This window comes from Pseudophaeobacter arcticus DSM 23566 (assembly GCF_000473205.1).
GTDB classification, from domain to species: Bacteria; Pseudomonadota; Alphaproteobacteria; order Rhodobacterales; family Rhodobacteraceae; genus Pseudophaeobacter; species Pseudophaeobacter arcticus.
Map to the genome: position 1 here is coordinate 24437 of NZ_AXBF01000005.1, position 12508 is coordinate 36944.

Sequence of the window (12508 nt, forward strand, 5' to 3'; positions counted from 1 at the left end):
TGACCATTCCGCTACCCCAGATATGCTTTGATCACGGCCGGATCTTTCTGGATCTCCTCGGGGGTGCCTTCGGCGATCACCCGCCCGAAATCCAGCACCACAATCCGGTCGGCAAGATCCATCACTACGCCCATGTCATGTTCAACCAAAACCACCGGAATCTTGCGCGCCTCGCGCACATCGAGAATGAAGCGCGCCAGGTCTTCCTTCTCTTCCGAATTCATACCGGCCATCGGTTCGTCCATCAGTAGGATCGATGGTTCTTGTGCCAGCGCACGGCCCAGATCGACCCGCTTGCGCAGCCCGTAGCCCAATGTGCCCACTGGCCTGTTTCGTATCGCTTCGATTTCCAGAAAATCGATGATTTCCTCGGCCGCTTCGCGATGCTCCGATTCTTCGCGCATCACCGTGCCATATTGGAAAAAGGCCTGAATCACATTCGACTTCATCAACATGTGTCGGCCGATCATGATGTTTTCCACCACGGTCTGTCCGGCGAAAAGGTGGGTACCTTGAAAGGTGCGGGCCAAACCGTGCCGGGCGATTTGATCGACACGCCGACCGGTGACGTCTTTGCCGGAAAGCTCGACACAGCCCTTTTGCGGACGGTAGAACCCTGCCGTGACGTTCAATAGAGATGTTTTTCCGGCCCCGTTCGGGCCAATGATGGCAAGCAACTCGTCATCGTTTACGGTGATGCTGACATCGTCAAGCGCCGTCACTCCGCCGAATTTCAATGTTGCGTTGCGAACCGCGAGCGGCGCCGCCGTCATGACGTGACCCCGATTTTCCCGCGACATATTGTACGTTCAGACACAGTGGCATCGACCGCGCAAGCGCGGGTGCAAGGGCGTATTCCCATTATTTCTCCTCCCACCTCTTTGTTCAGAGGTTCACTCGGCCAACCATGCCAAGCACTCACGAGACAAACCTAACATACGTTAGAAAGGCAAATCAACAGTTGACTTATCGTATTTTAAAAATGAGTTAAGCTATTGATTAATAACAATAATATCAGAAAAATCCGGTGCCGTACCAGCGCCAAGCCGTGTCTGTATCAAGGCTTGAGAGGCCAAGACGTTGCAACCTGAGAGGTCGTGTCAGAGACGAGGTCGCGCAAGAAAATCGTCCGGTCGAGTCTTCACTGGTCTTGCGGCAAGATTGAGGAGCAGTGTGCATTTGCAGCGGCCGACGAGCGACAAGCTCAGACTAGGATTCAGTGTCAGACGCGTCGCCGTAATGAAGGCGATGCGCATTGAATGTCAGCGCGCAGTACCGAACAACGATAGAGGGCCGAGCGTTAGGGTTGGGTTGTCGAAGTCATCTCCTGTGGCAGGTCGGGTAGGTGCGGCGCCGGTGAGGGCGGAGTGATACCGCGAAAGGCCACCGACTGACGCCTCTGACTGCAAAGCGCGTTGCCGGTTGAGTATGCGTGATTCACCCTTATACCATCGCAGCCGTTTTCGGACCCTGCATCCCCGTGCATCGCAACATGCTGATCACGCGCGAGGGCATCAAGACAGCGGTTCGGCAACGCTGTAATCAATAGCGATTGCGCCCGCCGGACTGTCTTGACCCTATGGTTATACCAGCTCTACCGAGGGCGCCGGATCTATTGCGCGGTATAGCCGCCATCGACCACCATTTCCGAGCCGGTCATAAAGGAGGCATCATCCGACGCCAGAAACAACACCGCCCGAGCCACCTCTTCCGGTTGGCCTGCGCGCTGCAAAACCGTTGTTCCAAGCATTGCCTTTTCGCCATGCGGATCGCCTAGAATGTCTTCGGTCATTGAGGTGCGTATCACGCCCGGATGGATCGAATTCGCCCGGATGTTGAATTCGGCGTAATCCACCGCTGTCGATTTGGTGAACAATCGCACCGCACCTTTGGTCGCTTGGTATGCCGCCGCCGAGGGCGCGCCGACCAAGCCGTAGATCGACGAGATATTGACGATCGATCCGCCGCCTGCGGCCTTCATGTTCTCTAAAACCGCTTTGGTGCCCAAAAAGACGCCCTTGGTATTGATCGAGAAAATCTTATCCCAGTCGTCTTCGGTGGTGTCCTGAACGGGCTTCATGAGCAAAATACCGGCGTTGTTGACCAACACGTTGATGTTGCCGAAGGCCTTGTTTCCCTCCGCGATGGCCGTTTGCCAGCTTGCGGCGTCAGAAACATCCAAGTGGACCGCAGTTGCACGGCCACCCGCGTCCTCGATCTCCTTGGCCACGGCACTTGCGCCCGCGTCATCGACATCGGCGACAATGACCTGTGCGCCTTCTTTAGCAAAGAGCCGCGCCTCGGCGGCCCCCATGCCTTTGGCTGCACCGCTGATGAGTGCGATCTTTCCTTCAAGTCGTTTCATATCGATCTTCCTCCACAATTGCTGTGCAGCAATTGTGGAGGATTCGATTAGTCCTTCATATGATGGAGATCAATTCCCGCGCATGAATATCTTAGAAGGAGCGGGGCATCCCCAGAATATGTTCGCCAACATAGGACAGGATCAGGTTGGTCGAAATCGGTGCCACCTGATACAAACGGGCCTCGCGGAATTTGCGTTCGATATCATATTCGCGCGCAAACCCGAACCCGCCGTGGGTTTGAATACAGGCATTGGCCGCTTCCCAACTGGCCTCGGAGGCCAGCAGTTTGGCCATGTTCGCCTGCGCCCCGCAATCCTGACCGGCATCAAAGCGTTTACAGGCTTCAAACCGCATCAGATTGGCGGCCTCGACATTCACGAATGCCTTGGCGATGGGAAATTGAACGCCCTGATTTTGCCCGATGGGACGGTCAAAAACGATGCGTTCGCCCGCATAGGCGCGGGCCTTGTCCACGAACCAATAGCCGTCGCCGATACATTCCGCCGCGATCAATGTCCGTTCGGCGTTCAAACCGTCAAGGATATGATAGAAACCGCGCCCTTCGGTCCCGATCAGGTTCTCGGCCGGAATTTCGAGATTGTCGAAAAACACTTCGTTGGTCTCGTGGCCGGGCATGTTGGCGATGGGGCGAACCTCCATCCCGTTGCCGATGGCATCCTTTAGATCGACCATGAAGATCGACAGACCCTGAGATTTCTTTTTGACATCCTTCAACGGGGTGGTGCGCGCCAGCAGGATCATCAGATCCGAATGCTGGATACGGCTGATCCACACCTTTTGGCCGTTGATCACATAGCGGTCGCCCTTTTTGACGGCTGTGGTCTTGAGCTTGGTGGTATCGGTCCCAGTGGTGGGTTCGGTCACGGCCATGGATTGCAGGCGCAACTCACCGCTGGCAATGCCCGGCAGGTATTGCTGCTTTTGCGCGTCCGAGCCGTGCCGCAGAAGCGTGCCCATGTTGTACATCTGCCCGTGGCAGTGGCCGGCGTTGCCACCGCAACGGTTCACCTCTTCCATGATGATCGATGCTTCGGTCAGACCAAGGCCCGACCCGCCGTATTCCTCGGGGATCATCGCGGCCAACCAACCCTCGCGGGTCAAGGCATCAACGAACTCCTCGGGATAGGTTTCATCCTCGCCGAATTTACGGTGGTATTCCGGCGGAAACTGCGCGCAAAGCGCGCGCAGCGCGTCACGCAGATCAGTATGGTTTTCTGGGGCAGAGGTTTGCATGATTTACGTTGCTCCGGGGCCGGAGGTTTCGAGGATTTCCTGCTCGGCACGCTGCCACAGTTCATAGGAAATCGGGTTCTCGCTTTCCTCAAGGATATGCCCGACCAGCCCGATAGACCGCGCCATGACACCGAAACCGCGCACGATTTTCCAAGGGAAGCCGAATTCACAGCAAATAGCACCAATCGCGCCGGTGGCGTTGATCGGCAGCATTTTGCCCGACTTTTCTTCGGCCACGGCCTGAATTTTCTGGATCAATTCGATGTATTCACCAGACTTGCCGTTCTCGGCCGCAATTTGGAACAGGCGCGGAGTGCGCGGATCGACCGGTTTGTGCACCGGATGGCCAAGCCCCGGCACGATGGTCTTTTTGGCGCGGAATTTCTCGACTGTTTCCAAGGCAATCGCATCCAAATCAGCGCCAGTGCCCAGTTTTTCTGGTGGCAGCGCCTCATAGAGCATCTTCGATGCGCCTTCCATGGAGCCGACAAACACCGTGCCCAAACCACATAGGCCAGCCGCGACAGCCGCCTGAAGCGATTCCGGCGCGCCCATATAGGTCATGCGCGCGGCCATGGCGGACGGTGTAATGCCGTGTTCGACCAAGGTGATCACGATGGCGTTGAAGACGCGGCTTTCCTCTGGCGTGGCCTTGCGGCCCGTCAGTTGCAAAAAGGCAAGATCACCAAGGTTCATGTGACCCAGGATTTCGTTTGGCAGGTCGAGCCCGCGCACGCTGATCTTATCTGCGGTGCTCCATGCGATATCGGAGCTGATTTTTTCTTTGCGCTTACCCATTAGACCGGATCCCATGAAAAGACATCCGCCGACACTTCGAGCGGTGTGAATTGCGATTTGAGCGCAGGAATAGCGCGCTCGGCGATTTCATCTGCGGTCCAACCGTCACCGGAATGCACGGAGCGCACCGGACGGGGTTGGTTGAACAAAAAGATTTCGTTCTTGCGCACAGCAAAGATTTGTCCCGTCACGTCCGCTGCGCGGTCGCTCATCAGGAAACAGGCCATGGGTGCCACCTTGGCCGGTGTCATTTCTTTGATCTTTGCGACCCGCGCTTTTTGCTCGTCCGTGTCGGTTTTGATCGACGAGATCATCCGGCTCCACGCGAAGGGCGCGATGCAGTTCGAGCGCACGTTCCAACGCTGAAGGTCCAGCGCCACAGATTTCGAGAAGGCGGCGATGCCCAGTTTCGCAGCGGAATAGTTCGCCTGCGCCAAGTTGCCGATCAACCCCGAGGTCGAGGTCATATGCACCAAGGAGCCGCCCTCTTGCTCGCGGAAATAATCTGCGGCGGCACGGCTGGTGTTGAAGGAGCCATAAAGATGGACCTTCACCACTGCGTCGAAATCTTCATAGGTCATTTTGTGGAAGAACCCGTCGCGCAGGATGCCGGCATTGTTCACCACGGCGTCGATGCGGCCGAATTCCTTCACACCGGCTTCGATCATAGCGCGTGCGGCGTCAGGATCGGTGACGTTGCCGCCATCGGCAATCGCATCGCCGCCTGCGGCTTTGATTTCCTCAACCACCTTTTGCGCTGCGCTTTCGGTCTGGCCGGTGCCTTTCAGCGACGCGCCCAAATCGTTGACCACCACAGCGGCGCCTTCGGAGGCTGCCATCAGGGCGATGTCACGTCCGATTCCGCCACCTGCTCCGGTGACCAGAACTACTTTTCCATCAAGTGCCTTTGTCATCTTCGTCTCCCTCAGCTTGCTTTGCGGTATTTGTCGAGACCGCCAGTGTGCATGACGCGGCCCATAAGCGGCGCGGCAATGATCTCTTCCGCCTTGACGGCGGCGGCTATCAGTTTGTCCAAATCGATGCCGGTTTCAATGCCCAACTCGTGGCACAGGAAAACCGCATCTTCGGTGCAGACGTTGCCCGCAGCACGCGCATGGCCGTGGCCAGCGAACGGACAGCCGCCAAGACCGGCGACAGAGCTTTCGAACATGTCCACACCCATCGACAAAGCCGCATGAAGATTGGCAATACCAAGTCCACGCGTATCGTGGATGTGCATCCCGATGCGGGCCTCCGGTGCCATGTCGCGCAGCGCCCCGACCATCCGCTTGACGGCTTCGGGATTGCCCCAACCCATCGTATCGGCGATCACAAGGATGGGCAGGGGAATTTGCTCATCTTTGCAAAGCTCAATGATAAAGCGGAAATCGTCCAGAATGCGTTCTTGCGGGATGGCGCCTTCGAAGTTGCACCCAAAGGCCGTCATCACATAGGCCGCATCAACGGTGTAGCCTTCTTCTTTGTAAAGCCGAACCCAGTCGCGTTGTTTTTCGCGCATCTCTGCCGAAGAACAATTGTTGTTCGATTGCGCAAAGGCTTCGGAGGGGTAGAACAACAGGCGCGGGTCGATATCGACCTCATGCGCGGTCAGGGCCTTGCGGAAGCCTTTGTCGTTCAACCAAAGCGAGGTGTAGTTCACGCCGGGTTTGCGTTTGATGCGTTGAAACAGCTCGCCGGTATCTGCCATTTGCGGCACATATTTCGGGCTGACAAAGCTGCCGACCTGAATGCGCTTCAATCCGGTTTCGCTGAGCATGTCGATCAATTCGATCCGCTCTTCGATCGGGTAGATCTTTTTTTCGATTTGAAAGCCTTCACGCGGGCCTTCTTCTCTGAACTCGACGAATTTTGGAAAATCGCTCATTTTATCACTCCTCGGATGGTAGTATCTCGGCGATGACTTGGCCGCGATCGACCATGTCCCCATTCGAGACGGATATGTTGCTGGCGATCCCCGCAGCGGTCGCGCGGATCGAGATTTCAAGTTTCATGGATTCCATCACCGCGATCACGTCGCCTTCGGTCACGTCTTGACCATCGGCCACCTTGATTTCGACGATCATACCGGTGAGCGGCGAGGCCACAGCGCGATCACCAGCTGCATCGCCACCGGCGAAGTCCAAAGGCGCGGCAGGACGGAAAACAAGCCGTCCCTCAGGCGTGTCCATTTCGATCACGCCCGCATGCAAGCGCGCATCAATCAAGAAGACGTCATCGCCGTCGCTGATGCGCCACCGGCCCGAAGTGATTTCACGCATGGCCAAGGTCAAAGCATCGCCGTTTTCCGACAGGACGGTGTAAGTATCCACAGCTTTGATCGGCCCGACGCGGAACTCCTCGGAGGTGTCGGCAGCATCGGTCAGCGTGACATGCTGCCCTGCTTCCATCGCATCACCGCCAAGGCCAAGCCGCCATCCGGTAAAGGTATCGCGGTTGGTCCATGGATTGGTGCTTGCGTCGCTCCGCGATGCGGCCACGAAAAGAATGGCCGCGGCGGCTTTCCAAAGCGCAGGACGGGACAGGGTATGTGCCTGCGTAAGCTCATCGAGCCTGCCGTCGATCCAGCGCGTATGCACCTGCATCTGTTCAAATTCGGGATTGCGCGCCAGAGCTGTCAAGAAAGCCCGGTTGGTTTGCACCCCTTCGACCGCGACATGGTCCAAGGCTGTCGCCAGCCGCGCCAATGCGGTTTCGCGGTCGGCGGCATGCACCACCAGTTTGGCGATCATCGGATCGTAAAACGGCGTCACTGCGTCGCCCTCTTCGACACCACTGTCGATACGCAAACCCTCGGGTAGGCTCAGCGTGGTCAATGTGCCTGTCGAGGGGGCGAATTGCATCGCCGGATCTTCGGCATAAAGCCGTGCCTCGACCGCGTGGCCGTTGATCTTGAGGTCATCCTGTACCAAGCCAAGGCCCGCGCCTTCGGCAATCCGCAGGTGCAGCGCAACCAGATCCAAGCCGGTGATCGCTTCGGTCACGGGGTGTTCCACCTGAATACGGGGGTTCACTTCGAGGAAGAAATATTCTTCCCCCGCGACCAGAAATTCCACCGTGCCAAGGCCGCGATAGTCAAGCGTTTCGCCCAGACGGACCGCGTCCTGCGCGATCTTGTCCAAAAGCGTGCGGGGCAAGCCCCAAGCCGGCGCTTCCTCGATGACCTTTTGGTGACGGCGCTGCAGCGTGCAATCGCGTTCAAACAGGTGCACCACATGCCCCTTGCCGTCGCCCGCGATTTGCACTTCGACATGGCGCGCTTCGGGCAGGAACCGTTCCAGCAAAAGCCCTTCGGAGCCGAAGGTCGACTTTGCCTCGCGCAGCGCGCCTTCGATGTCTTCCACCAGGGTGGTTTCGTCGGTCACCAGACGCTGACCGCGTCCACCACCGCCACCGACGGCCTTGAGCAAGACGGGCAAGCCCATCGCGCGCACCTCGTCGGCGATCTCTTGTGGATCAGACCGCGCGCCTTCGGCGCCCGAAATAACCGGAACGCTGGCGGCCACGGCGGCCTCTTTGGCGCTGGCCTTATCGCCGAACCGTTCAAGCGTGTCCGGCGTTGGCCCCATAAAGACCATACCGGCGGCTTCGACTGCACGGGCAAAATCGGAGTTCTCGGCCAAAAAGCCATACCCGGGATGGATCGCATCCGCGCCGACCGACTTTGCAGCGGCAATCACCGCGTCGATCTTCAGGTAGCTTTCGGAGGCCGGTCCGGCCCCGATGCAAACGGAATGCCCGATTTCGCGGACATGAAGGGCATTGGCATCGGCATCGGAATGCACGCCAACAGGGGTGATACCGCTGGCCCGCGCGGTGCGCGCGATCCGGCAGGCAATTTCGCCGCGATTGGCGATTAGAAGCGTTTTGATTTTCATGGATCGCTCCTCACATCCTAAACACGCCGAAATTGGTTTCGACCTTGGCTCTGCGCGACGTCACATCCAGCATAAGCGCCATGACGTTGCGGGTTTCACACGGTTCAATCACGCTGTCGATCCAGAGGTTCGATGCGAAATTATAGGCCCCTTGAAATTCTTCGTATTCCTTGCGGATCGGGGCCTTAAAGGCTTCCTCTTCCTCTGGGGTCCAGGTTTTGCCTTCGCGTTCGTTGATCTGGGCGCGCACCTGCGCCAGAACGCTGGCCGCTTGCTCGGGGCCCATGATCGCGGAGCGGCCCGTGGGCCACGCGAACATCGCGTCCGGTTGGAACGGACGGCCCAGCATCGCCAGATAACCGGCCCCGTAGGAGCCGCCGGTGATGATGGTGAACTTCGGCACCCGTGCCGAGGACATGGCGGTGATCATCTTGGCACCTGCTTTGGCGATGCCCATCTGTTCGACCTCGCGGCCCACCATAAAGCCGTTCACATCGGCCAGGAACAGCAGCGGAATATCGCGCTGGACACAAAGATTGATGAAATGCGTGGCCTTCAACGCGGCCTCGACAAAGAGCACACCGGTGTTGGCGATAATGCCGACTTCGTGGCCATGGATACGGCCCCATCCGGTCATGATGGTGTCACCATAGAGCGGTTTAAACTCGTGGAAATCACTGTCATCGACCAGACGTGCGATGATCTCGCGGTTGTCAGTCGGCACCTTGGGGTCGCGGCTGATGATGCCGTAAATTTCCTCGGTCGGGTAGGCCGGCGGACGCGGTTCGGCGGGTGTTTTGCGGGGCACGGGCTTCTCGCCCAAGTGACGCACAATATCGCGGGTGATGGCCAATGCGTGCGCATCATCTTCGGCCAAATGGTCGGTCACACCGGAAACGGAGGAGTGCATTTTGCCGCCACCCAACTCTTCGGCTTCGACCTTTTCGCCGGTTGCGGCAAAGGTCAATTCCGGCCCGCCCAGATACATAAAGCCCTGACCGCGCACGATCACGACTTCGTCGCAGAGCGCGGGAATATAGGCGCCGCCTGCGGTGCAGGGGCCCATAACCACAGCGATCTGCGGAATGCCGTCGCCAGACATACCGATCTGTTGGTGGAAGATCGAACCGAATTGACCCTCATCAGGGAACAGATTGGCTTGGTCGGGTAGGAAAGCGCCGCCGGAATCCACCAGCGTGATGACAGGCAGGCGGTTTTTCCACGCGACTTTCTGCGCGCGCACGTGTTTGCGGCAGGTGATCCCGAAATAGGTGCCGCCCTTTACGGTGGCATCATTGGCGATGATCATGCACTGACGGCCTTCGATCACACCAATGCCGGTGATGATGCCGGCGCCGGGCGGAACGCCCTTGTGCATATTCAACCCGGCCAGTTCGCCGAGTTCCAAAAACGGCGTGCCCGGATCGATCAAGCGCTCGATGCGCTCGCGCGGCAGGATCTTGCCTTTGGATTCGTGCCGTTCGCGCGCCTTTTCGGGGCCGCCGACGCGCTGCGTCCGCCGAAGCGCATGCAGATCGTCAACTTTGGCGCGATACTGCGCATCGTTTTCCCGGAAGTCATCAGACCCGGTGTCGAGGAGGGATTTCATTTTTGTCATGGCAGATCTGGATATTCTCTCAGAACAAAGGCGACCTTGGCGGCGCCGGGTTTTTCAAAGGTGTCAGGGGCCACCAGATGAACATCGGCCTTGAAGACAAGAGCGTCGCGCAGGCGCTGTTCGATCTTTTTCTTGAGGGCCGCGTCATCTGCGGGGTCACGGTCGGGCCCGCGTTCAACAATCACCGTCAGCGCGCCCTGCGTGGTGTGGCCGGTGAAATCGGCCACGATGCGCATGACGCCATTGGTGTCCGGCACCATTTCGGTGACCACGCTGTTGACCGCCGAAGGGAACACATTGGCCCCGCGCACAATCAGCATGTCGTCGGTCCGGCCGGTGCAGCGGATCTTGGGCCCGGTGCGCCCGCAGGTGCATTCGGTGTCGATCACTTCGATATAATCGCCGGACCGGAACCGCACCACAGGGCTGGCCTGACGGCCAAGCGCGGTGTAGATCATTTCGCCTTCGGCGCCCTTTTCCCACGGAATGATTTTGCCGCTTTCAGGGTCAAGCAATTCAGTGATAATATAGTCCATGTTGACCATATGCATGCCCGATTGCGCGTCGCATTCGGCCCAATAGGTCACGCCGAGATCGGTGCCGCCTAGCATTTCACAGCATTTCGCGCCCCAAGCCTCTTCGATTTTGGCACGGATGGCAGGAATGCCGCCGCCGGGTTCGCCGCCGACGATCACATGTTCGACGCCCAATTCGCTGGCCTTGCAGCCAAGCACCTCAGGCGCTTTTTCGGCCAGATGCAGAACGAAATTCGGCGCGCCGACAATGCAGCGCGGGCGCGTGTCGGCACAGGCGCGCAAGAGCCGTTCGGCCCCGCCATCGGCGCCCACCGGCACATCGACTGCACCCATGTATTGCAAACCTTGCATCACCGGAATGCCGCCAACAAAACCTTTGGCCAGTGCAAAGGCATGCAGCACCATATCGCCCGGACGCACGCCATTGGCAAAGAAACAACGCGCGGTCATCTCGTGCCACATTTCGCAATCAGCTTCGGTCATTGCCACGTAAGACGGGCTGCCGGTTGTGCCGGACGAGGCTTGCATCTGGACGATGTCCGCCATCGGTGCGGCCCGATGCTTGCCAAAGGGCGGCTCCGCCGCAAGGCTTTCGCGGATCTCAGTTTTATAGGTATAAGGCAGCTTTTGCAGATCTTCGATGGTGCGGATATCATCAAAATCCACGCCCGCCTCGGCGAACTTCTCCTGATAGAAGGTCGAGTTTGCCTTGAGATAGGCCATTTGATCGCGAAGCCGCTCTTCCTGAATCTGGCGCACTTTATCGAGAGGCATGCCCTCGATCTCGTGCCAGAAACGATCATTTACCTTGTCGGCGGCATCCTGCCGCCGGAAGCGCATTCCAAATTGCATATCGTCCTCCGTTCCGGGCTGCGCGATCAATAAGATCGCGGCAGACCCATGACCTTTTCACCAATGAAGCTGAGGCACAGCTCGCGGTTGACCGGCGCCGTGCGCAGCAAACGCACCAGCGGGTACATCTCGTAAAGCCCTGTATCCTCGGTAAAGCCCGATCCGCCATGCGCCTGTAGCGCGGCATCTACGGCCTCGATCCCGGCTTCGGCGGCGGCATATTTTGCCATGTTCGACGAAGCACCAGCAGGCAGTTTGTTGTCAAACTCCCATGCCGCGCGACGGGTCATCAGGCTGGCCATTTCGACCGCTGTGTGCGCTTTGGCCATCGGGTGTTGCACGCCTTGGTGCGCGCCGATCGGTTGACCGAATACGTTGCGCTCGGAGGCATAAGCCACGCCTTTGTTCAGCGCGAACCGGCCGATGCCGCAGCACAGTGCGGAGAGGATGATGCGCTCGGGGTTGAGGCTGTCGAACAGGATCGAGAAGCCTTCGTCCACTTCGCCGACCACATCTTCGGGGCCCAGATCCACGTCATCAAAGAACAATGTCCACTGTTCCTCGGGCAGCGGGATCGAGATCTTAACCCGCTGCTTGTCGACGCCTTTTTTCTTCAGGTCGACCGCAAAGAGGGTAAAGCCGTCGGTCTTACGGTCGACTTCATTGTGGGGTTTGGTCCGCGCCACGACGAGGCAGTAATCCGCCACTTCGGCACCGGTGATAAAGGTTTTTTCGCCCGACAGCGTGAACCGGTTGCCATTGCGCTTGGCCAGTGTCGTGGCCTTCATGGTGTTGGATCCGGCACCGGGTTCGGTGATCGCGAAACAGAACTGGATGTCACCGCGGCAGGCCGCCGGCAGCAGCTCTTTCTTGTGGAATTCGGTGCCGTGGCTGGCGAGGTGAGCCAGCGACATGGTCGGTCCGACCACCATCATCAAAAGCGGAATACCATGGTTGGCGGTGCCTTCCATGAACAACGCCATTTCGGTCATGCCAAGGCCGGCGCCGCCGTATTCTTCCGGCACCATGATCCCCAAGAAGCCGTCATCGGCAATCTGTTTGAACATGTCGTGCGGGAATTCATGCTTGCGGGCGTGCTCGAGCCAATAGGTGTTGTCGTATTGCTGGGCCAGCTGGCCGCCGTATTCGTAGATCTGACGTTGTTCGTCGTTCAGAGTAAAATCCATG

At 58.4% G+C, this 12508-nt stretch carries 10 protein-coding genes; all 10 read right to left on the reverse strand.

Translation table 11 applies throughout. The annotated features are described in order from the left end of the window. Nucleotides 1-11: 11 nt before the first annotated feature. Nucleotides 12-773, reverse strand: a complete 762-nt coding sequence (locus ARCT_RS0101460) for an ABC transporter ATP-binding protein (RefSeq protein WP_027238518.1) — start codon at nucleotides 771-773, stop codon at nucleotides 12-14. An 839-nt stretch (nucleotides 774-1612) separates the two neighbouring features. Then, entirely contained in the window at nucleotides 1613-2365 is a 753-nt protein-coding gene (locus ARCT_RS0101465) for an SDR family NAD(P)-dependent oxidoreductase (RefSeq protein WP_027238519.1), read from the reverse strand. 91 nt (nucleotides 2366-2456) lie between these two features. Next, entirely contained in the window at nucleotides 2457-3620 is a 1164-nt protein-coding gene (locus ARCT_RS0101470; RefSeq protein ID WP_027238520.1) for an acyl-CoA dehydrogenase family protein, read from the reverse strand. A 3-nt stretch (nucleotides 3621-3623) separates the two neighbouring features. Continuing rightward, nucleotides 3624-4418, reverse strand: coding sequence for a citryl-CoA lyase (locus ARCT_RS0101475; protein WP_036783923.1), 795 nt, complete (start codon nucleotides 4416-4418; stop codon nucleotides 3624-3626). After that, nucleotides 4418-5332, reverse strand: a complete 915-nt coding sequence (locus tag ARCT_RS0101480; RefSeq protein WP_027238522.1) for an SDR family NAD(P)-dependent oxidoreductase — start codon at nucleotides 5330-5332, stop codon at nucleotides 4418-4420. Before ARCT_RS0101480 ends, ARCT_RS0101475 begins: the two co-directional genes overlap by 1 nt. 11 nt (nucleotides 5333-5343) lie before the next feature. After that, complete coding sequence (locus tag ARCT_RS0101485) at nucleotides 5344-6303, reverse strand: hydroxymethylglutaryl-CoA lyase (RefSeq protein ID WP_027238523.1); 960 nt, start codon at nucleotides 6301-6303, stop codon at nucleotides 5344-5346. A gap of 4 nt (nucleotides 6304-6307) precedes the next feature. Continuing rightward, complete coding sequence (locus ARCT_RS0101490) at nucleotides 6308-8314, reverse strand: acetyl/propionyl/methylcrotonyl-CoA carboxylase subunit alpha (RefSeq protein WP_027238524.1); 2007 nt, start codon at nucleotides 8312-8314, stop codon at nucleotides 6308-6310. A gap of 10 nt (nucleotides 8315-8324) precedes the next feature. Then, nucleotides 8325-9932, reverse strand: a complete 1608-nt coding sequence (locus ARCT_RS0101495; RefSeq protein ID WP_027238525.1) for an acyl-CoA carboxylase subunit beta — start codon at nucleotides 9930-9932, stop codon at nucleotides 8325-8327. Further along, the gene (locus ARCT_RS0101500; RefSeq protein WP_027238526.1) at nucleotides 9929-11320 is read right to left on the reverse strand and encodes a phenylacetate--CoA ligase family protein; all 1392 of its coding nucleotides are present in this window, start codon (nucleotides 11318-11320) and stop codon (nucleotides 9929-9931) included. The genes ARCT_RS0101495 and ARCT_RS0101500 overlap by 4 nt, the downstream gene beginning before the upstream one ends. A gap of 26 nt (nucleotides 11321-11346) precedes the next feature. Beyond that, nucleotides 11347-12507 carry an acyl-CoA dehydrogenase family protein gene (locus tag ARCT_RS0101505; RefSeq protein ID WP_027238527.1) on the reverse strand — a complete coding sequence of 387 codons (1161 nt, stop codon included), beginning with the start codon at nucleotides 12505-12507 and terminating at the stop codon, nucleotides 11347-11349. Nucleotide 12508: the final 1 nt, after the last annotated feature.